This is a genomic window from Limnohabitans sp. 63ED37-2, assembly GCF_001412535.1.
Classification (GTDB): Bacteria; Pseudomonadota; Gammaproteobacteria; order Burkholderiales; family Burkholderiaceae_C; genus Limnohabitans_A.
On record NZ_CP011774.1, the window covers coordinates 1,864,023 to 1,885,842 of the forward strand.

General features: G+C 57.4%; 15 protein-coding genes. All 15 read left to right on the plus strand.

The genetic code is table 11. The features are described 5' to 3' along the window. Window positions 1–17 precede the first annotated feature (17 nt). The 15 genes from L63ED372_RS08835 to L63ED372_RS08900 all read left to right on the plus strand — a co-directional run bounded on the left by L63ED372_RS08835 (window position 18) and on the right by L63ED372_RS08900 (window position 21,800). Window positions 18–248, plus strand: coding sequence for a hypothetical protein (locus L63ED372_RS08835; RefSeq protein WP_062405396.1), 231 nt, complete (start codon window positions 18–20; stop codon window positions 246–248). 77 nt (window positions 249–325) lie between these two features. Next, window positions 326–8,356, plus strand: a complete 8,031-nt coding sequence (locus tag L63ED372_RS08840) for a beta strand repeat-containing protein (RefSeq protein ID WP_062405397.1) — start codon at window positions 326–328, stop codon at window positions 8,354–8,356. A gap of 99 nt (window positions 8,357–8,455) precedes the next feature. After that, entirely contained in the window at window positions 8,456–8,926 is a 471-nt protein-coding gene (locus L63ED372_RS08845; RefSeq protein WP_062405398.1) for a tetratricopeptide repeat protein, read from the plus strand. 136 nt (window positions 8,927–9,062) lie between these two features. After that, a complete protein-coding gene (locus L63ED372_RS08850; protein WP_062405399.1) occupies window positions 9,063–9,887 on the plus strand; it encodes a flagellin N-terminal helical domain-containing protein in 825 nt (274 codons plus the stop codon). Between the two features lie 336 nt (window positions 9,888–10,223). After that, window positions 10,224–11,384 carry a FliH/SctL family protein gene (locus L63ED372_RS08855; protein ID WP_062405400.1) on the plus strand — a complete coding sequence of 387 codons (1,161 nt, stop codon included), beginning with the start codon at window positions 10,224–10,226 and terminating at the stop codon, window positions 11,382–11,384. 172 nt (window positions 11,385–11,556) lie between these two features. Next, entirely contained in the window at window positions 11,557–13,116 is a 1,560-nt protein-coding gene (locus L63ED372_RS08860; protein ID WP_062405401.1) for a sigma-54 interaction domain-containing protein, read from the plus strand. An 11-nt stretch (window positions 13,117–13,127) separates the two neighbouring features. Further along, complete coding sequence (fliE, locus tag L63ED372_RS08865; protein ID WP_062407857.1) at window positions 13,128–13,487, plus strand: flagellar hook-basal body complex protein FliE; 360 nt, start codon at window positions 13,128–13,130, stop codon at window positions 13,485–13,487. A gap of 25 nt (window positions 13,488–13,512) precedes the next feature. Further along, the gene (gene fliF, locus L63ED372_RS08870) at window positions 13,513–15,384 is read left to right on the plus strand and encodes a flagellar basal-body MS-ring/collar protein FliF (RefSeq protein WP_156343590.1); all 1,872 of its coding nucleotides are present in this window, start codon (window positions 13,513–13,515) and stop codon (window positions 15,382–15,384) included. Window positions 15,385–15,406: 22 nt separating this feature from the next. Continuing rightward, window positions 15,407–16,510: a flagellar motor switch protein FliG gene (gene fliG / locus L63ED372_RS08875; protein ID WP_082431649.1), complete on the plus strand. Its 1,104-nt coding sequence runs from the start codon at window positions 15,407–15,409 to the stop codon at window positions 16,508–16,510. Window positions 16,511–16,546: 36 nt separating this feature from the next. Further along, window positions 16,547–17,866, plus strand: coding sequence for a FliI/YscN family ATPase (locus L63ED372_RS08880; protein WP_062405403.1), 1,320 nt, complete (start codon window positions 16,547–16,549; stop codon window positions 17,864–17,866). Window positions 17,867–17,880: 14 nt separating this feature from the next. Then, window positions 17,881–18,330 carry a flagellar FliJ family protein gene (locus tag L63ED372_RS08885; RefSeq protein ID WP_062405404.1) on the plus strand — a complete coding sequence of 150 codons (450 nt, stop codon included), beginning with the start codon at window positions 17,881–17,883 and terminating at the stop codon, window positions 18,328–18,330. 112 nt (window positions 18,331–18,442) lie between these two features. Beyond that, on the plus strand, window positions 18,443–18,712 hold the full coding sequence (locus tag L63ED372_RS16595; RefSeq protein ID WP_231624627.1) for a hypothetical protein: 270 nt from the start codon (window positions 18,443–18,445) through the stop codon (window positions 18,710–18,712). Further along, window positions 18,612–20,501 carry a HAMP domain-containing methyl-accepting chemotaxis protein gene (locus L63ED372_RS08890; protein WP_231624604.1) on the plus strand — a complete coding sequence of 630 codons (1,890 nt, stop codon included), beginning with the start codon at window positions 18,612–18,614 and terminating at the stop codon, window positions 20,499–20,501. Before L63ED372_RS16595 ends, L63ED372_RS08890 begins: the two co-directional genes overlap by 101 nt. Window positions 20,502–20,532: 31 nt before the next feature. Beyond that, window positions 20,533–21,192 carry a hypothetical protein gene (locus L63ED372_RS08895; protein ID WP_062405407.1) on the plus strand — a complete coding sequence of 220 codons (660 nt, stop codon included), beginning with the start codon at window positions 20,533–20,535 and terminating at the stop codon, window positions 21,190–21,192. 155 nt (window positions 21,193–21,347) lie between these two features. Further along, window positions 21,348–21,800: a cache domain-containing protein gene (locus tag L63ED372_RS08900; RefSeq protein WP_062405409.1), complete on the plus strand. Its 453-nt coding sequence runs from the start codon at window positions 21,348–21,350 to the stop codon at window positions 21,798–21,800. Window positions 21,801–21,820 lie beyond the last annotated feature (20 nt).

A 21,820-nucleotide genomic window follows, 5' to 3' on the forward strand; every position in this document is an offset into this window, starting at 1 on the left:
CATCAGGCCAATCAAACATGGCACAGATCATGCAAGTTGAATGCCAGCTAAATGAATTGCTGAGTATTCAGTTTGAAGAAAAGCGTCATTTTTTCGACGATCTGAGCCTGTCTGGCGGCAAAAAACTGCCGCCGCCGGGTTCAGTTTGCAGCGGTTTTGCCGATACCCAAGGGGCTGGAGAACAAGTTTTTCCGCAACCCCTCAAGTTTGCAAAGCTGCTGTCGATACGACAGATAAGCACAAGTTAGGCGAGATGTTTTCGCCAAGATTTTTGTAAAGCCGGTCACTTTGTGACAGTGCATGCCAACTATTTAAAGGGGTTCCCATGGTCTCATCCATCAGCTCATATTCGGCCAGCCAGATCCGTCAGATCGATATTCCGACATTTGCAACGGCCGATGTCGCTGCGCTTTCGGCCAGCCAGATCAGGGAACTCACCACCAGCCAGATCAGCCAGATGTCAAGCGCTCAAATTGGCGCCATCGAAACGGCCGATTTTGTTCAGCTGACCGGCAAACAAATCAGCGCCTTTGATCCCTCTAATTTCAGGGATGGCTTGCTGACTTACGACAAAAACAAACTGCAAGCCATCACCGGCAGCCAGTTGGCTAATCTGACCACCGCGCAACTGGCGGCCTTCACGACCGATCATGCTGCAGCGCTGGACGCACGCGACATGGGCACTTTGTCGGCGAACCAGCTCAACGCCTTGTCCACCACAGTGGTAGCGTCACTGAGCAGCGGTCAATTGCAAGGCCTCAAAGCAGAGCAAATTGGGGGCTTGAGCAGCACACAGCTCAATGCCATGAGCAGCAGTCAAATTCAGAGCTTGAGCAATGCCCAGCTCAAAGGTCTGACCAGCAGCCAACTGGGCAGTTTGTCCACCAGCAACCTTCAATCGCTGACCACTGGGCAGTTCCAGGGGTTGATAGCCGCACAACTCAATGGTTTGAGCAGCACTCAGGTGCAGTCACTCGAATCAGCCGATTTGGTCGCCATCAAGGGCACCACCATGGGGGCCCTGGGCACGACCCAGATCAAGGCCCTCAGCTCGGTCCAGGTGCAAAACCTGACCGCTCAGCAGCTCAAAGGCTTGAGCGCAGACCAAATCAAGGCCATCGACACGGTCGACATCGCTGCGCTCAGCACCGGCCAAATTACACAATTCAAGCAAGACCAAATCGGTCAACTCACCACCGACCAGGTCAAGGCCCTCGGCACCCAGCAGATCCAGGCATTGGAAGCCGCCCAAGTTCGCGGCTTGACCACCTCACAAATGTCGGTGCTGAGCACTGACCAACTGTCTGCTTTGACCACCGCGCAGGCCAAAACGCTGAGTGCCACCCAAGTCAACGCCCTGAGCAGCACCCAGATTGCAAGCATCCAAACCGCTGATATCGCAGCCCTTGCCGGCACAACAACATCAGGCCTTTCGACCGCCTCGGTCAAGGGCTTGAGTTCAACACAAGTGGCATCACTCAATGCCAGCCAGTTGCGCAGCCTCAGTGCGACCCAGCTCAATGCTTTGGACACCGTTGATCTGGCCAATATGAGCACCAGCCAATTGGTGCAGCTCACAGCTGACCAGGTAGCTGGGCTCAGCACCGGTCAGCTCGATGCGATGACCACCGCCCAATTCAGTGCTTTGGATGCGCGACAGGTTAGTGGCATGACCACGGCCCAAGTGGCTTCTTTGTCCACCGGCAAACTCGCTTCGCTAACCACCACCCAGGTTAAGCAAATGAGCGCGGAGCAGCTCAATGCGATCAGCACCGCCAACATTGGCGCCATCCAGACCGCAGACATTGCCGCGATTTCGGGTGCCGCGGCTAGCAAACTGTCCACTACTTTTGTGCAGGCCCTCACCTCGGACCAGGTTAAGGCACTGGACAAGACACAATTGGCTGGCATGACCAGCGTGCAGCTGCAGGCTTTGGAAACGGGTGATTTGGCCAAAATGAGCTCAGCACAGCTGGGTAATTTGCGTGCCGACCAACTGGGACAAATCACCACTGCCCAGCTCAACAACCTGACCACCAGCCAACTGCAAAGCATTAATGCCAAACAATTAGGCGGCCTGACCACGGCGCAAATGGGCTCGCTGACGACTGCCAATTTGGCGGCACTGAGTGGCGATCAATTCAAGGCTTTCTCGGCCACCCAGCTCAATGCACTCACTTCTGTCCAAGTAGCAGGACTGACCTCGACTGCCGTTTCTTCTATCAACGAAGGCGCATTCTCCAAACTGTCGACCGCGACTCTCCAGGCTCTGACCACCGGGCAGGTCAGCCACCTAACCAACAAGCAAATCCAGTCGATGAGCAGCAGCCAGCTCAATGGCTTGGCAACGGACGACCTGGTCAAGTTAGGCACATCACAAATCGCAGCTTTGTCGGCCAGCCAGATTAAATCTCTGTCGACCACCCAGCTCAACAGCCTAACCACCACCCAGTTTGCCTCGCTGTCGGCCATTCAGGTGGGGGGCTTGTCCACCACTCAAATGGCCAGCCTGTCGACGGATCTCGTCAAGGCACTGACCACAGGCCAAGCCGCTGGTTTGACGGCGACCCAACTCAACGGCTTGACGACAGCGCAAATCGGCAGCATGGACACCGCCGATGTGGCCGCGCTCAACGCCTCGGCCCTGAGCAAATTGTCCACGGCCAATGTGGGCGCCCTGAGCAGCGACCAGGTCAAAGCTCTAGGCAACCAGCAGCTCCAATCGCTGAGCACAGCTCAACTGGTGGCCATGGGTGACGATGTCACCGAACTCAACACCACCCAACTCAGCGGCCTCAAAGCCAGCCAGATCAGTGGCTTGACCACCGCCCAACTCGACGGCCTGGACACAGCCCAACTGCGCTCGCTCACCGGCTCTCAAGTGGCGGCCATAACCACAGCGCAGTTTGCAGCTCTCGGAAGTGATGACCTGAACAGCCTGACAACCAGCCAGTTCAGCTCGATCACAGCAGACCAGCTCAATGCCCGCAGTTCGATCGCATCGTTGACCACCGAAGATCTTGTTGCTCTGAACGCCGATACCGTGGCCGGACTGAAAACTGCCGCCATCCAGGCTTTGACGACAAGCCAGGTGACACAGCTCAGTGCCACCCAAATCAAAGCACTGACCACCGATCAGCTCAATGCCATGAAGCAAGCTGACATTGAAAAACTGACTACAAGCCAGGTGGCGGCACTCAAGGCCGATCAAGTGGGTGGCCTCAGCACCACACAACTGAGCCGCTTAAACACAGCCCAAGTCAACGCCCTCAGTGGTGCACACATCTCGCGTTTGTCCACCGACAGCGTGAAGTCCCTGTCCAGTGATCAAGTAAGAGCCATCAACGTGACCGCGCTGCGCTCGCTGACAGCCGACCAAATCAATGCCCTGGACACCGCCGACCTCGCGGTTATGGGCACCGCCCAGGTGGCCGGTCTGCGCTCCGACCAGCTGCAAGGCATGACCACGACTCAGCTCAATGTACTGACCACCACTCAAGTTCGCGCTTTATCAGACTCGCAGCTTGGCAGCTTGACAACCGCGCAGGTTTCTAGCCTGAAGACCGATGCCATCGCCACGCTCAACTCAGAGCAAGTATCTGGCCTCAAGGTGGAGCAACTTGGAGCGCTGAGCACCGACCAAATCAGCAAGATCAGTTCCACTGCCATTGCTGGCTTGAGCGGCGGCCAGATTGGCAGCTTGTCAACCGACAAGTTGGCTGCTTTGACTACAGGTCAAGCGCAATCCTTGACCAATACCCAAATCCGGGCTTTGACCACGGGGCAGATGGCGGGTTTGAGCACAGCCTCGCTGGCAGCTTTGACCACCACTCAGATCGGCTCTCTCAATGCCGACCAGCTCAATGCCTTGTCGACCACACAATTGGTATCACTCGAGTCCGCGGACATCGCGGCACTCGACGCCCGCATTATCAGCACCCTGAGTACGGGCAATGTGGCGGCCCTCACCTCCGGCCAAGTGAAAGCTTTGGATTCGACTCAGATCAAAGCCCTGACCACTGCGCAGCTCAATGCACTGGACACCGCCGACGTGGCCGCCATGGGCACCAGCCAAATCCAGGCCCTGAGTTCCAGCCAAGTGGCCAGCCTGTCTACTGACCGGGTCACCGCCCTGACTTCGGGTCAGATCCAGGCGCTGACCAGCACGCAGGTAGCTGGCCTCACCACGGGCCAAGTCGCTAGCTTGACCACCAGCCAGGTCGAGGCCTTGACGACCTCGCAAATCCAGGCTCTGGGCAGCAGCCAGATTGCCGCTATGTCGAGCAGCCAGATTTCGGCCATCCAGACCGCCGACCTGGCAAGCCTGACCACTGGACAAATCACCGGTTTGACCACCAACGTGATCCAGTCACTGACCACCTCTCAAGTGGCAGGCTTAAGCACAGCCCAGTTCAGCGCCCTGACCAACACCCAGCTGAACGCGCTGAGCAGCACACAGGTGCAGGCCATCGAAACAGCCGATGTGGCCTCATTGACCAGCGCACAAGTCAGTGGTCTGACCACCAGCTCTGTCGCAGCGCTGACCTCCGTCCAAGTCAATGCACTGGGCTCTTCTCAGTTGCAAGCCCTGAGCTCGGCCCAGCTCAACGCGCTGGATACAGCCGACGTGGCAGTCATGGGTACCAGCCAGATTCAGGCTTTGACCTCCAGCCAAGTGGCCGGCCTGTCTACGGACCGGATCACCGCGCTGACTTCGGGCCAGATACAGGCCCTGTCCAGCTCGCAGATCGCAGGCCTCACCACGGGCCAGGTTGCCAGCTTGACCACGAGCCAGATCGAAGCCTTGACGACCGCACAAATCCAGGCCTTGGGCACCAACCAGATCGCCTCGATGTCCAGCACCCAGATTGCGGCCATCCAGACAGCCGACCTGGCCAGCCTGACCACCGGACAAATATCCGGCTTAACCACCGGCGTCATTCAGTCGCTGAGCTCCGCGCAAGTGGCGGCACTGGGCACCGCCCAGGTCAGTACCTTAGGTACGACCCAGCTCAACGCCCTGAGCAGCGCCCAAGTGCAGGCCATCGAAACGGCGGATGTAGCAGCCCTGACCAGCGCACAAGTCAGTGGGCTTTCTACCAGTGGCGTCGCCGCACTGACATCGAGTCAGGTCAACGCACTGAGCTCGGTTCAATTGCAAGCCTTGAGCTCGGCCCAGCTCAATGCACTGGACACAGCCGATGTGGCCGCCATGGGTACAAGCCAAATTCAGGCATTAACAACCACCCAGTTGTCACAAGTCCAAACCGACAAAATTGCCGCATTGACCACTTCACAAGTGGCGGCCTTGACCACCGGCCAAGTGGCGTCTTTGACCACCTCACAAGTGGCGGCCATGGACAGCGCACAAGTCAAGACACTGAGTACCGCCCAAGTGCAAACACTCAGCAGCGCGCAGCTCAATGCCTTGAGTGCCGCTAACGTTCAGGCACTGGACACAGTTGACATTGCCGCACTGACAACAGCACAGTTGTCCAAGTTGTCCACAAGCAATGTGGCTGCACTCACCTCTGCGCAAGTCAAGGCGCTGAGCAGTGACCAGCTGCAATCCCTCAGCAGCGCCCAGATCAATGCGCTGGACGCCGCCGATGTGACCGCCATGGGCACCGACCAGATTGCAGCTCTGAGCACTGCCCAGATCAGCAAGTTGAGCAACGCCAATGTGGAAGCGCTGGGGACAGCCCAAGTGGCCGCCCTCACCTCAAACCAGGTCTCTGTATTGACAACCAGCCAGCTGGCTGTGGTCAGTGACGCTCAATTCACTGCCATGGGCACCAGCCAACTGGCAGGTCTGACTTCTGGCCAGTTCGCCGCCCTGAGCGAAAGCCAGGTGCAGGCCATGTCTTCTGCCGAGGTCGCAGCTTTGAGCACGGCCCAAGTAGCTTCCATGGGCAGTGGTGCTGTCTCCTTGATGAGCACTGCACAGATCCAGGCTCTGAGCACGGCACAAGTCACCAGCTTGACCACCGCGCAGCTGAATGCCTTGAGCGAAGAGCAGATTCAAGCCTTGGACACAGCAGATGTAGCGGCCTTGACCACAAGCCAATTGGCCGGCCTGAGCAATACCAAGATGACCGACTTGAGCTCTGCGCAGGTTAAGGCATTGACCACCAGCCAATTGCCGGTGCTGGGCACTGCGCAAATCAACGCTCTGGACGCCAACGACATTAGTGCCATGAGCACCAGCCAGATCGCCTCGCTGTCGACCCTGCAAGTTAGCAAGTTGAGCAATGCCTCACTGGAAGCATTGACCACCTCGCAAGTGGCAGGCATGACCACCTCGCAGGTGGCTGCTTTGGGCAGCGCCCAGATCGCCGTGCTGACACCCGACCAAGTGGGCGCATTGGGCACCAGCCAGCTGCAAAGCCTGCAGTCGGCCCAGTTTGCTGCCATGAACGAGGACCAGATCACGGCCATTGGCACAGACGTCTCTGCCTTGACCACCGCCCAAGTGAGTACCTTGGCCACTGCCCCCCTGCAATTGTTGAGCACGGGTCAGATCCAGGCTTTGACCAGCACACAAGTCAAAGCTTTGAGCACGGACCAACTCAATGCCTTGACGCAAGACCAGATTAGCGCCTTGCAAACTGCCGACTTGACCAGTTTGACCACCGGCCAGATCAGCGGGCTGAGCAGCACCCAGCTGCAGGCTTTGAGCTCGGGCCAGATCCAGTCTTTGACCGACACGCAACTGCAAGCCTTGAGCACTGCGCAGTTGAACAATCTGGAGCCTGAGGACTTTGCCCAGTTGACCACGGGCCAAATCAGCAAACTGACCACATTGCAAGTCAGCAAACTGTCTGACACCATGCTGCAGAGCTTGACCACCGCCCAAGTGTCCAATCTGGACGATGACCAGGTTGCGGTCTTGACCACAGCCCAAATTGCTACATTGAGCGTAGAGCAAGTGGGCGCCATGACCAGCACACAAGTCAAAGCCATGGGCACAGCGCAGCTCAATGCGATGAACGCTGACCAAGTGGCCGCTCTGGGCACGGAAGACGTGGCGGCCATTTCGGCGTCCAATCTGTCGGCCTTGAGCACCGCGGTGATCCAGTCCCTAACTTCCAGCCAGGTGGTCAACCTGACCAACACCCAGCTGAAAGCACTGAGCGCAGATCAACTCACCGCGCTGGATGTGGGTGATGTGGAAGGTTTGAGCACAACCCAAATCAACCAGCTGAGCGTGACGCAGATTTCAACTCTGAGCACCGCGTTCCTGGATGCTTTGACCACTGACCAGTTTGGTGCACTGACAGCAACACAGTTCACCGCACTGGGCTCAGCCCAGGTCAGTAGCTTGACAGACACCAAAGTGGCCGCCATGACCTCGAGCCAGATCCGAGTATTGGCAGCCGATGAACTCAATGCCATGAGTTCGGTCCAGATTGCCGCCATCGAAACGGCCGATTTGGTGGCCTTGAGTGGCACACAAATCACCGGCTTGGACACCAACTTTGTCCAGGCTTTGACGAGCGACCAAGTCAGTTCGCTGACTGTCAGCCAGCTCAAGGGCTTGTCGGCTGACCAGCTCAACGCGCTTGACACCGCCGATTTGGCGGCCATTGCCACCGACAAGATCACTTCACTGTCGGCAACGCAAATCGGAGGCCTCAACACGACCCAACTGAATGCCTTGAGCACCAGCCAGGTTGAAGTCTTGACGGCAAGTCAGGTCAAGGGGCTGACCACAGCGCAAATGGCGAGCCTGAACACCGATGCCTTGGTGGCCCTGAACACCACACAAGTGGACGCCTTGTTGGCTTCGCAGCTGAGTGCATTGGACAGCAGCCAAATTGCAGCGCTGGAAACCGGTGATATTGCATCCATCGACGTTTACCAAGTGGCCAGCTTGACCACCGGCTTCATCGACGGGTTGAGCACAGGCCAGGTGGAGGCATTGTCAGCGGCACAAGTCGGCAAGTTGACATCCGCGCAGTTTGCCACCTTGGGTACGGACGATCTGGCCGCCCTGACGACTGCCCAAATGGCCACAGTGACGGCAACCCAGATCAACGGTCTGAGCTCTGATCAGATCCAAGCGCTGGAAACTGCTGATCTGCAAAGCCTGCGTGCAAGCCAGATCTCGACGTTGACAACCGATGCGATCAACGCATTGAGCACAGCGCAGACACAAGCTTTGACCACCGCTCAAATTGCCAAGATCACGGCAACGCAGCTTGACAATCTGGTTGGAACCAAGGCTACGGCAGACATTGCGGCCTTGTTCACATCGGCACAGGTGGGTACCACAGACGCACCGGCTGTGTTGAGCGCAACGCAGCTGTCTCAACTGACCACTGACCAGATTGCAGCTTTGCGCACTGACGCTTAACCGGCAATCCACGCCACCACAAGTGGCACGTGAATTGCTTATCTGACGATAACCCCACACCGGCAACCGTTTGCCGGTGTGGCAAGTCAGGAGCAATTCATGTCATCAGCTGCATTACAGTCGCCGACCTCTTATGGTTTGCCCGAGTTTCCACTCAACCTCGAGTTGGATCCTCCTTCCCCCGTCAAGGTCCGTGAATGGGTGGCTGAGCTCTTCGAGCAAAACCACCTGTCTTTGGCCATCGCCTTGGCCGAGGCCGGGCTGGCCCTCTACCCCGACAGCGAAGACGTTTTGGTCATCGCGGCCCTGGTGTCAGAAGTCCAACAAGACTGGGCCCATTCTCGCGAACTGCTCGAACACCTGATCAAAGTCCAGGCCGGCAACACACCGCCCCAAGTCTGGCACCACCTCGCCCGCGTTCTGCGGTGCGAAGGCAACACCCAACGCGCACTCTCTGTGGCCCAACAAGCCCTGCGCCAGCACCCATCCTCGATGGACCTTCAGCAATTTGTGGCTGAGATGCTGCCCTCATCGCTCCATCTGAAAAAAACCGGAACCGCCGGCGCTTGACGGGTTTCCGTCGTTCACCCAGTTTCCACCAAGCAAACAACTGGCACGCATTGTGCTTACCAGTAAAAACAAGCCGATGCGGCAATGAATAGCCGTCAGTCAGACAAGTTAGCCTAAAACCAGGAGTCACTCCACCATGTCAGTCATCAATACCAACATCAAGTCATTGATTTCGCAAAATGCGCTGACCCGCAACGGACGCGATGTGGCCAACGCCATGCAGCAACTGTCCACGGGCAAGCGCATCAACTCGGCAGCAGACGATGCGGCGGGCCTGGCCATCAGCAACAAGATGACCTCCCAAATTCGGGGTCTGAACCAGGCTGTGCGCAACGCCAATGACGGTATTTCGATGCTGCAAACGGCCGAAGGCGCGACACAAGAGATCACCAACATGCTCCAGCGCATGCGTGAACTGGCCGTTCAGGCAGCCAACGACACCTACAGCGACACGGACCGGGACGCCCTGGACAAAGAAAGGGTGGAACTGGAAGAGGAAATCACGCGGATTGCCAAAAACACCAAGTGGAACAACATGGCGTTTCTGGACAATGCCGGTGTGACCAAATCATTCCAAGTGGGCATTGCCAACAACGAAGACTCGACGATTGCCGTGCAATTTGTCGACTTGACGGCATCGGGCCTCGATGTTGTGGGTCTGGATGTCTCCAGCCACGTCGCCTCTCAGTCGGCCCTGGACAAAATCGACACGGCCATTGCCGATGTGGATGATTTCCGAGCCAATGTGGGTGCCAAAATCAACCGGCTGAACTTCGCCATTGATAACTTGACGAATATCTCGATCAACACCTCGGCTTCCCGCAGCCGCATCGAAGACGCTGACTTTGCCAAGGCCAGCAGCGAATTGGCACGCACACAAATCATCCAACAGGCGGCCACAGCCGTGCTGGCGCAAGCCAACACAGACCAACAGTCTGTGCTCAAACTCCTGCAGGGCTAAACTGACGTCGTTAATTTGAGTGACACATGAAAGCTTCCACCAATGCGTCTTTGCCGCCGACTGCAATTCCAGCAGAAACGCGCGGGCCCGATTGCTGGAAATGTGAATACTTAAAGATGACTTATTTGCGTGCTGCGCCGTACAGCTGCAATTTGATGGGCTTCAGGTCCAGGTGGCTCCCCTCTTTGGAGGTGCTCAGAGCCGACGGAGAATTCTGCAGAGGCTTCACACCCAAAGCCACAAAGCCATTGAGACCCACGATCAACATCCGAGCTTGACTGGATTTCAAGCCCCGAACCAGCCACTCAACGCCTCCCCATCTTTGCAATTTGTGAAATGACTCAAGCAGAAACCAACAAATTGCAATGGAAGTCAGATCCGCTTCTCATGGGCAAAAAGCACAAAGCTGCCTTTGCTCAAACATCTTGGGATCAATCCAAAGAACGAAAATTTGGCTCTTGGACGCCTGAAAGTAACGCCAAGCACGGCGAGGAACTTTTTCAGAGCGACCTGCCCCAATCCGCGCCCACCGATCCATCGGCGCAATCGGGCGACCAGGCCCAGACCTCTGACACCAACTCTGGTGACTCTTCTGCCACGGAATCGGTCCACCACAGCCACTCCCCCAACGGCAGCGCCCTACCCCCATCGCCCGTGTCGAGTGCACCAGTTGTTTTGACCGAACTGAACGAGCAACAGATCAGAATTGCCCGCCAACAGGGCTATGTTCAGGGCCTCAAAGACGGCATGGCCAAAACTTTGCACGATCTGGAGACGGAACGCGCCAAAGAAAGAGAGCTGATTCAAACCATCACCAGCGAATTGGCCGCGCTGCAAAATGATGCCACCCGCCAATTTGAGCCCCTCAGAAAACTGTCATTGCACATTGCAGAGCAACTGGTGCGGGGTGAATTGTCAACCTCAGGCGAGGCGGTGGAGCGTTTGGTCAAAGCCTGTGTGGCCGACTTGAATGGCCAGGAAAATGGCATCAACGTGTCGCTCAACCCCAGTGATCTGGAGCGGGTTCAGCCCTTGCTCAAAAACAACGAGCCCCCGTTGCATTTGCAGCCTGACATGTCCTTGCGGCCAGGCAGCGTGCGGGTGCGCTGCAACGACACGGTGATCGAGGACCTGATCGACCACAGACTGGAAGGCCTGGCAAGGCAACTGCTTTCCGAGCCCGATCCGTGGCTCAAGAATGCGTCAAGACTGACCGGCTCCCAAGTGGAATCGGTGCCGTCGTCTTTCGCAGAACGCAAGAAAACGGCGATTGACCCAGAAATTGACGATGTGATGGAAAAAGCGCCCATCTCAACCGCTCAAGACATTGAAGAGGTGCAGACACCTGTACCGACACCTTTGCCGACAGAAGAAGCTGCAGCGCCAGAAACCACAGCGCAAGAAGCACCTGCTGCGATGGAAGAACCTGCACCAATAGCCCCTGCTGCAACCGAACCAGCTCCCGCCAACCCTGAAGGCGATCAAGCGTATCTGTAACGATGGGCAGCCATCTGCAACGCTGTCAATCTTCCGTCTGGGCCTGTCGACTTTCCGGTTTCTATAAATATATTTAAAGTATTCATTTAAAAATAATTAAATCATTTTAAGGTTCATAAATTTCTGGCACGAGGGTTGCTTTACACATTGAAACGAAATGTGAGGCCACTCTGTGAAGCCAACTGCTGCATCTACCCCTCTGGCCCTTTGGCTGGACCCTGAAACACCGCTGAGCCCCGAGCACAGCCAAGCCCTGCACAACAGTGGCTGGGCTTTGATGCCCATCCACACGCTGGACATGTTGTTGTCACAAGCGGCCGATGCTGCCATCGTGGTTCTGCACCTGGGTGTTGACATGACACGACTGAAGGCGGTGCAGCAACTGCTGCAAGAGGCAGGCCTGAGTCTGCCTGTGGTGGCACGCGTTGACCGACATGAATTGGAGTTGGCCGTGGAAGCGAGCCGTTGTGGCGCCATGGCCGTGCTGGCCAGCGACGATGTGCGCCCCGCCTCTTGGTTGCGTCTGCACAACCACCTGAGCCCCAACCCTGCACGCCCCACCGTTCAACCCATGCGCAGCGTGGTGTTTGTGGACCCGGCCAGCCAGCACCTGCTGGCATTGGCCAAAAAAGTGGCGCAAGCCGAAGTCACCGCCTTGCTGGTGGGCCCCACGGGTTCGGGCAAAGAAGTGCTGGCGCGTGTGTTGCACGAAGCCTCGGGCCGAGCCCGCGGCCCCTTTGTGGCACTCAACTGCGCGGCCATGCCAGACAACCTGATCGAAGACATGTTGTTTGGTCATGAAAAAGGCGCTTTCACGGGCGCCCACCGCGAACAAAAAGGCCTGTTCGAGCAGGCCCAGGGTGGCACCTTGTTTCTGGATGAAATTGGCGAAATGCCCATGCATCTGCAAAGCAAATTGTTGCGCGTGCTGCAAGAGCGCCAGCTCACTCGCCTGGGCGGTCAAGCCACCATCCAATTGAATGTGCGCATCGTGGCGGCCACCAACAAAGACCTCAAGAAAGCCATTGTGGAGCGCGAGTTCCGCGAGGACTTGTATTACCGCATCGCCACCTTCCGTATGCGTTTGCTGCCCCTGTGTGAGCGCCCTGGCGACATCATTCCGCTGGCCATGCAATGCCTGCTGCAGCATGACAACAAGCCCTGGCAACTGCACCCACATGCGCAGGCCCAGTTGATGCAATACCCCTGGCCCGGCAATGTGCGCGAGTTGGAAAATGTGATGCGCCGTGCCATGGTGCTGTGCACCGACCATGTGGTGACCCCCGCGCACCTGATGTTTGACGATTGGTTGACAAGCGCTGTCGTGATCCCAGCTACATCACACAGCACGCCCCACGAAGCCTTTGTGGCGTCGCGGACTGTCGACATGGAAGACATGAGCCATAACGCTTGCGCCACCCGAAGCGATGGTGAGCACCCCAGCGTTGGCACCCCAGAAAACGCGCCAGCTGATGAAGCCCCTGCCTGGACAGCCATGGCCAATCGCTCAACCAACGCCACCTGGACCGTGCCCACCCCAGTGGCTGCGCCCAGCGCCACCGACCTGCAAAGCGCGGCCCGCATGAACGAACACCAAGTGATCATGGCCACGCTGGCCGCAACGCCCAGCAAAACCGAGGCCGCCAAACGCCTGGGCATCAGCCCCCGCACCTTGCGATACAAGCTGGCCCAGTTGCGTGAGCACGGTCTGAGCATGGCCAACGCCTACTGATGGAGCCTCGCATGATCGACAAAGCCATCTCTCCTGCCAGCATCCAGTCGATGCTGCAAACCTTGCGCAGCCACCAGGCCCAAGCCTCGGGACCGATGCAGGGCCTGCCCAGCACGGCGGACGCCATCGGCGGCGCTGGCGGCGCGGGCAAAACCGGGTTTTCTGAATTGGTGTCGGGCGCCCTGGGGCAAGTCAACCAGTTGCAAGTGCAATCTTCTGAGATGCGCAACGCCTTTGACCGCGGCGAAGACATCGCCCTGACCGATGTGGTGCTGGGCATGCAGAAATCGTCCTTGGCTTTCGAGGCCACCTTGCAGGTGCGCAACAAAGTGCTCAAGGCCTACGAAGACATCTTGAACATGCCTGTCTGATCCACCGAACTGAAGAAGAACAACCATGGCTACAGCAAGCGCAGCAATGAACACAGGCATGATCACCATGCCTTCGGGCGGTGACAACACCCCAGCCACCGTCGGGGGCAACTCCACGGCGGTGGCCACCACGGCAACGGGAAACCCTGGCGGCAATGGGGCAGGCAACGGTGCAGCCACGGGCACAGGCCTGAGCCCCTGGAGCACCAAGGGCCTTTCTGAGTCCTTCAGCACCATGGTCAACCAACCCTCGGTCCGCCGAGTTTTGCCGCTGATCGTGATGCTCATCGTGTTGGTCATTTTTGGACTGACCTATTCCTGGATGAACGTGACGCCTTATCGTCCCGTGATGCCTGGTTTGCAAGAGGCCGACCAGCAAAAAGCGTACGAAACGCTCAAGACCGCGAACTTCAACCCCAAGATCGACCCGGCCACCGGCCAACTCACCGTTCCCAGCCCGCGCTTTCATGAGGCCCGCATCTTATTGGCCTCGCAAGGTTTGCCCAAGGCAGGCGCCACCGGCCTGGACGGTCTGAAAGAGCAGTCCTCCATGACCACCAGCCAGTTCATGGAGCAAGTGAAAGTGAATGCGGCCATGGAGCAGGAGCTGGCCCGCAGCATCATGCAAATTGGCAGCGTGCAAAGTGCCCGTGTCCATCTGGCCACGCCCAAGCAAAGCGTTTTTGTGCGCGACCGCACGCCCCCCAAAGCCTCCGTGGTGTTGGCACCCTACCCTGGCCGCGCCGTGTCGGCTTCGCAGGTGCAGGCCATCGTGCATTTGGTCTCGTCCAGCGTGCCTTACTTGGCCCCAGACCATGTCACCGTGGTCGACAACGTGGGCAAGCTGATGACGGAATCGGCCACTGAGCAAAAGCTTGGCCTGACATCTGCACAAGAGCAGCACAAGCAGCACCTAGAAGAGGTCTACCGCGGCCGGATCATGCAGATCCTGTCGCCGATGGTGGGCGAAGCCAATGTGCGCTCACAAGTGAACTTGTCGCTGGATTTCACTCAGATCGAAAGCACCACCGAAGACTTTGACAACAAAGACAAAGGCCCACGCACCCGTTCGGAAGTGTTGGCCGAAGACCGCGCTGCCAACCGTGCCGCTGAAGGCATTCCGGGCGCACTGGCCAACAGCCCTCCAGCCGATCCCACCACCAGCAACAACACCCAGGTGGATGCCAACAAAGGCCAAGGCGAATCGGGCAGCAAACTCAGCAGCCGATCGACCCGCAACTTTGAACTCGACCGCACCGTTCGCCATGTGCGCAACGCCAGCGGTGGTGTGATGAAAGTCAGTGTGGCGGTGGTCGTGAACGAGCGCCCTGCTCCACCTCCTGCCAAAGACGCGCCTGCGGTGCCCAACGCCCCCACCAGCGTGCCCTACACCCCCCAAGAGCTGGACCAAATGCTGCAGGTGGTGCGTGGTGTGGTGGGCTTTGACCCCCAACGGGGTGACAACGTGTCGGTGGTACCGGCCAAGTTTGAACCCATTGCCAACATGGAAACCATTCCGTGGTACCTCGAAGATGCGGTGCAGACCGCCATCAAGAGCGGCTTGGTGGCCATCAGCTTCATCGTATTCATGCTGATCGTGGTACGCCCCATCATGCGCAACATCTACGAATCGAATGCCGCCACCCAGGAACAGGCCAAGGCCGCACTCAGCGATGGCGAATTGAGCGAAGACGACATGCGCATGATTCAGATTGGCGAAGGCGACAGCCTGCAAGAGATCAAGGCCAAGCTCAAGCCCAAGAAGTCGAGCATCTCGATGGACATGCTGGACACCGCCAACACCTACGACGACAAGGTGGCCCTCATCCGAATGCTGGTGGCCGAAGACTCAGGCCGTGTGGCCAACGTGCTCAAGGGCATGATCAAGGTCAACTGAAGCAGATCAAGGAAATAACCACATGGCTACCGCTAAACCAGACGACAAAGACGCCAAGAACGACAAGGACGCGGCGGCCGCGCCTGCCGGCAATGTGCCCGTCCCGATGACCGAAGAATTGGCCCGGGAACTGGCCGAGTTGACCGGTACCCAACGCGCAGCGGTGTTGATGCTGCTGCTCGGTGAGCAACAGGCCTCCGAAATCATCCGCTTCATGAACCCCAAAGAAGTCCAGTCTCTGGGTGCGGCGATGGTCTCGGTCTCGGACTTGTCCCAAGAGGCGGTGAACATCGTTCTGGACGAGTTCGTGACCTTGCTGAAGAAACAAACCAGCCTGGGTCTGGGCACTGGCGACTACGTTGAGAAAGTGCTCAAACGTGCCCTGGGTGACGACAAGGCGGCCTCGGTGCTCAGCCGCATCATGCCGGGCCAAGGCAGCAAGGGCCTGGAAATTTTGAAGTGGATGGATGCACGCTCGATTGCCGAGATGATCCGAGGCGAACACCCGCAGGTGGTGGCCATCATTTTGTCGGTGCTCGAATACACCGTAGCGGCCGACGTGCTGAACTTTTTGCCAGGCGAGTCGCGCCCGGAAATCATCCAGCGTATTGCCAGCTTGGAGACGGTGCAACCGTCGGCCATGGAAGAGTTGGAACAAATCATGATGAAGCAGTTCGCCACGAACTCCTCGTCCAAATCGTCCAGCTTCGGTGGTGTCAAGGCCGCGGCCCAGATCATGAACTCGGTCAAGGTCGAGCTGGAAGGCTCCATCATGGCCGGTCTGTCGCAGATCGACGCCGACTTGATGCAGCGCATCCAGGACAACATGTTCACCTTCGAGAACCTGGTGAGTGTCGACAACCGAGGCATCCAAGCCATCATGCGCACGGCCGAGCCCGACCTGTTGATGGTGGCCTTGAAAGGCGCACCCGATTACGTCAAAGACAAATTCTTGGACAACATGTCTGCGCGTGCCCGCGTCATGTTTGTCGACGACATGGAGGCCAAAGGCCCTCTGCGCATCACCGAAGTGGAAGAAGCCCAGAAGAACGTCATGCGCCTGGCACGCAAGCTGTCCGATGCGGGCGAGCTGGTGCTGGCTGGAGGCGGCGATGGCTTCGTTTAAACCCATGAGCTCTGGTGCCCGTGACGGGATCGCCTCATGAATTTTGATGCCGAAGTCGGTCAACTGGTCGCCAATCTGCACGCACCTACCCCCCAACGCAGCGGCACTCTGGCACGCTTGGTGGGCATGCGGCTTGAGACGCGCGGCCTGATGGCGCCTTTGGGCGCTTGCTGCGAAGTGGTGGGCCAATTTGGCCACCGCGTCGAAGCCGAGGTGGTGGGCTTCAACGATTCAACGCTTTACCTTTTGCCCTTCACCGAGCCCCAGGGCATTGGGCCGGGCGCCAGAGTCAGTGTGCTCAGCCACACCTCGCAAGTGGCATTGGGCCCCGAACTTTTAGGCCGAATCCTGGACGGCCGAGGCTTGCCACTGGACGGCAAACCGGCCCCCCAATGCAGTGATGTGCTCAGCCTGCAGGGGCGGCCGATCAACCCCATGGAACGCGGCCCCATCAAGGAGGTGCTGGACGTGGGCGTCAAAGCCATCAACGGCATGCTGACGATTGGCAGGGGCCAACGCTTGGGCTTGGTCGCAGGCTCGGGTGTTGGCAAAAGCGTGCTGCTGGGGATGATGACCCGCTTCACCGAAGCCGATGTGGTGGTCATTGGCCTGATTGGCGAACGCGGCCGTGAGGTGCAAGCGTTCATCGAGGAATCCTTGGGCCCGGTCGGTCTGGCCAAGTCGGTGTTGATTGCCGCACCCGCCAACGAGTCGCCCGTGTTGCGCCTCAAAGCCACCCACATGACCCACGTCATTGCCGAATACTTTCGCGACCAAGGCAAAAACGTTTTGATGCTGGTGGACAGCCTGACCCGCGTGGCGCACGCCCAACGCGAAATTGGTCTGGCCGTGGGCGAGCCGCCTACCGCCAAGGGCTACCCCCCCTCGGTGTTTGCGCTGTTGCCCAACCTGATTGAACGCGCTGGTGTGGGCCGCCACGGCGTGGGCTCCATCACCGCCATTTACACCGTGCTGGCCGAAGGCGACGACGCCAACGACCCGATTGTGGACATCGCCCGCGCCTCGCTCGACGGACAAGTGATGCTGTCGCGAAAACTGGCCGATGCTGCGCACTACCCCGCGATTGACCTCAATGGCTCGATTTCGCGCGTCATGCAGAACCTGCTCTCGCCCGAAGACCACAAGCTGGCCAACCGTTTTCGCAGGCTGTGGTCGCTGTACCAGCAAAACCAGGACCTGATTCAAGTGGGCGCCTATGAAGCGGGCACCAACCACGAGCTGGACCAGGCCATCCGACTGCGCCCCGCCATGGAAAGCTTTTTGCAGCAAGACATGCACACCAGCTTGGATGCGCAAACCACACGCCACGAAGTTCAAGCCCTGATGGCCCAATAACCCAAGGAAAAATCATGCGTCAAGCGCGAGCCTGCTGGCCTGTACTGGTCAAAAAAGCCAACGACGAAGTCATCCAATTGCAAACCGAATTGGGTCAGGCCCTGGCACGAGTGGACCAACTGCAAGCCAGCCACCAAAGGCTTTGCAATATGTACGACGAATACCGGCTCAAAGAACAACACACCCAAACCGAGGCCTTGGGCATGCAGGCCAGTGTGAACCAACGCCAGTTCATGGTCCAGCTGCTTAACCTGCAGCAGCGTGTGGCGCTGGATTTGAGCAAAGCCCAATCCACCGTGGCGGAATTGCGCAAGAAAAGGATTCTGGCCGACATTGAGCTGCAAAAAATGCAGGCCCTGGAAGAACAAGATCAGCTCGCCGTCAGACGCGACCAGCAAAAACACGAACAACGCCAGTTGGATGAGCTCGGGGTTCGCCAGTTCAACCTGCGCCTGCAGTCTTGAGCGAGCGCCATCGCTTGACCTGGGCTAAACCCTTAGGCATTCGGCCAAGCCAAGGGGCATTTGGGCCTTGGAGGCAGTCCAAAGGGGTCCCATCGGTTCACATGGCGCATTTTTGATTCAAATCAAAAGACATTTTTCGCTTTGCCGTCAGTTACTTATCAAATTCATCAATAACGCCAAGCCGGGCGTTAAAATGACCTCACAAGTCATTGAAAGACCTCTCCATGTTCAAGAATTTCAGCGTTTCGGTCCGGCTGTTGATGTTGGTCATCTGCATCAGTTTGGTTTCCGTGGTGGTCGGGTTCATGGGGCTGAGGGGGATGACTCAGGCCATTGCCAGTTTCAATTTCGTGAACACCGATCATTTGGTGCATTTGCGTGACCTGAAAATCATCTCTGACCAATACAGCTTGAACATCGTCGACGCGACGCACAAGGTCCGCTCGGGCCAGCTGTCTTGGGCCGATGCACAAAAGAAATTGGCGCAAGCCCGCAGCACGGTGAAAGAAAAATGGGCCGCACACCCGACCGATGATTTTGTGGGTGAAGAGCTCAAGCTGGTGACCAGCATCGAGGAGGCCTTTGCCAAACTCGAAGAGCCCTTGAACAAATTGCAGAAACTCTTTGAAAAAGAGGATCAAGAAGCCTTGACAGAGTTTGTGGAGAAAGAACTCTACGCAGACATCGACACCGTGGTTGAACAGCTGTCTTTGTTCATCGACGCCCAATTGATCGAAGCCAACAGCGAATTTGAAGCGGCCGAAGCTACCTTTGAATTCAACAGAAACCTGACCATCGGCATCGTGCTGGCGGGCCTGTTGGGCGGCTTGTGGTTGGCTTTGTCCATCATCCGCTCCATCACCCAACCTCTGGCCCAAGTGCAAAAAGTGGTGGGTGACATCGAAAAAACCGGCAACTTCTCTTTGCGCATCGATGTGCAGCAAAGCGATGAAGTGGGCCGCACGGCCAAAGCCATCAACCGCATGATCGACTCGCAGCAATCTGCGGTCACCGAGGTCAACTTGGTGGTCACGGCCTTGGCCGCTGGCAATTTCGGCCCCCGGATCCAAGCCGATCTCAAGGGCGATCTGGCCAACATGAAAGATGCCGTGAACAACTCGGCCGATGCAATCCAGGGCACCACACGCAACCTGGTCGAGTTGATGGCGGCCCTGGAAAATGGCCACTTCTCCACCCGTGTCAATGCCCATGCCCAAGGCGAGTACCAAGCGGCCATGACACAAGCCGCCAATGCCATGCACACCCTGGACAACATGCTGGGCGATGTCACCAGCGTGCTCCAACAAGTGGCCAAAGGCAATCTGACACGCCGGGTTCAAGCCCAGGGCAACGGCGAGTTGGCCCAACTCAAAGACAACATCAACCAATCGTTGGAATCCTTGTCCCGCGCCATGCGGGCCATCAACAGCAACACCCAACAGGTGGCTGCTGCGGCCAACCAGACCAGCCAGGCCATTGGGCAAATCTCTGACGGTGCCCAAAACCAAACCCATGCCATCGCCCAGTTGGCATCCGCCGTTCGGCAGACCAACGACGCGGTGGGCGATGTGTCACGCAACACCACCGTGGCCAGCCAGAAGTCTCAGGAATCGATGAGCATCATGCAAGACGGCATGAAGCAAATGGAACAAATGGTCGAGGTGGTCAGTTCCATCGCTGCCAACTCGGAAAAGATCAACAAGATCACCGAAGTGATCGAAAAGATCGCCAACAAGACCAACTTGCTGTCGCTCAATGCCGCCATTGAAGCGGCACGCGCAGGCGAACATGGCAAAGGCTTCTCGGTGGTTGCCGAAGAGGTGGGCAAATTGGCCGCCAACAGCGCTGAAAGCTCGCAGGAAATCGCGCGACTCGTTCAAGAAGCCGTCGCCGAAACCCAACGCGCCGTGGAAACCGTCAAGCATGTCAACCGCGGCATGCACCAGATCGAACAAGGCTCACGCGAAACCGACACCATGCTGCAAAGAATTTCTTCCGCTTTGGAAGAACAAAGCGCGGCAGTGGAGCAAATCAATTCCAACATTTCGAGCCTCGACGCCATTGCGCGCAGCAACTCTGCCGCCTCCGAAGAGATCACAGCCACGGTCATGGAACTGTCCAAAATCGCAGATTCCACACGCCACGAAGTCAGCAAATTCGAAGTCAACTGATTCGCCTCATCACAATCACCAAAATAACACCATGAAAATCTCCACCCCTTTCCGCGCCGCCAGCTTGATGGCTTTGACCGTTTGTTTGTTCAACTTGCCCGCGCAAGCCGGTCGCCCCTTGGCCGTTGACGACGCCAACGTGAACGACAAAGGCGCTGGACACGTCGAAATTTGGGTGGCCCGCGACAGCGACAAGATCAACACTTGGAATGTGGCCCCTGCTTTTGCGCCTGTTGAGGGTGTCGAAATCGGTGTCAGTTACGCCAAGGCCCGCAAATCCGGCACCGCCGAGCAAGCCATCCAAGCCAAGTGGCGCATCACCCCCAGCCAAGAAAATGGCTGCAACGTGGCCAGCACCTTGGGCACTGTGCATGAAAAAGGTGTGGGCAACAGCCCTTATCTGGTCGGCATTTTGACTTGCAACTCTGCAGCTGGCGCCATTCACGTCAATGTGACACGCCACAACCCCAAAGACGAGAATTCCTTCAACAGCTGGGGCGTGGCCTTTGAGCGGCAGATGGGCAGCATCACGCCACACATCGAAATGTTCGGTGACCAAGGCCAAAAAGCCAGCGTGCAAATGGGCGCCAAGACAGAAATTGCCCAAGGCCTGCAACTCGATGCCACCATCGGACGTGACCGCCAAAACCGCGCCAACGTTTTTTCATTGGGCGTCAAACAAGCCTTCTGAGCATTGCGTTCTGCTCCTACCCAGAACCCACCCTAGCGGTGGGTTTTTTTATGCATAAAGAGTTAAATCCAGCCTGAAATTTTATAAAAATTATCATTGCTAGGTCATTCAATCGGTGATAAAAACTGTACCCCACTCACCAATTGAGGTTTTTAATGAAAAATTTGTCAAAAATTCTTTTACCGCTAATTCTGTTTACTTTTGCACAGAATGGCTTGGCCCAAGAACGTGCCACAAAAGAACAAGCGGTTGCGATGGTGGCCAAAGGCATCGCAGCCCTGAAAGCCAACGGGCCGAAGGCCTATGCTGACATGACTGCACCGAGCAAGACATTTGTTGAAAAAGACCTGTATCTGGTGGTTTATGACATGAACGGCAAACCACTTGCACATGGTCAAAATCCCTCACAAGTGGGTAAAAACCTGATCGGTTTGAAAGACCCGGATGGCAAAGAGTTTGTGAAAGAGCGCGTGGAGTTGGCCAAATCCAAGGGCAAGTTCTGGCAAGACTACAAATTCACCGATCCACTGACCAAGACCGTACAGCCCAAGCAAATGTATTGCGAGAAGTATGAAGAAGTCGTGGTTTGCGGCGGTATTTACAAATAACCGAGCCCCTTTCCTGGAAT

Coding starts and splice junctions, on each gene's coding strand:
- L63ED372_RS08900 (WP_062405409.1), top strand. CDS start 21,348: ATGAAAAATTTGTCAAAAATTCTTTTACCGCTAATTCTGTTTACTTTT.
- L63ED372_RS08895 (WP_062405407.1), top strand. CDS start 20,533: ATGAAAATCTCCACCCCTTTCCGCGCCGCCAGCTTGATGGCTTTGACC.
- L63ED372_RS08845 (WP_062405398.1), top strand. CDS start 8,456: ATGTCATCAGCTGCATTACAGTCGCCGACCTCTTATGGTTTGCCCGAG.
- L63ED372_RS08855 (WP_062405400.1), top strand. CDS start 10,224: ATGACTCAAGCAGAAACCAACAAATTGCAATGGAAGTCAGATCCGCTT.
- L63ED372_RS08880 (WP_062405403.1), top strand. CDS start 16,547: ATGAATTTTGATGCCGAAGTCGGTCAACTGGTCGCCAATCTGCACGCA.
- fliG (WP_082431649.1), top strand. CDS start 15,407: ATGGCTACCGCTAAACCAGACGACAAAGACGCCAAGAACGACAAGGAC.
- L63ED372_RS08850 (WP_062405399.1), top strand. CDS start 9,063: ATGTCAGTCATCAATACCAACATCAAGTCATTGATTTCGCAAAATGCG.
- fliE (WP_062407857.1), top strand. CDS start 13,128: ATGATCGACAAAGCCATCTCTCCTGCCAGCATCCAGTCGATGCTGCAA.
- L63ED372_RS08885 (WP_062405404.1), top strand. CDS start 17,881: ATGCGTCAAGCGCGAGCCTGCTGGCCTGTACTGGTCAAAAAAGCCAAC.
- L63ED372_RS08840 (WP_062405397.1), top strand. CDS start 326: ATGGTCTCATCCATCAGCTCATATTCGGCCAGCCAGATCCGTCAGATC.
- fliF (WP_156343590.1), top strand. CDS start 13,513: ATGGCTACAGCAAGCGCAGCAATGAACACAGGCATGATCACCATGCCT.
- L63ED372_RS08835 (WP_062405396.1), top strand. CDS start 18: ATGGCACAGATCATGCAAGTTGAATGCCAGCTAAATGAATTGCTGAGT.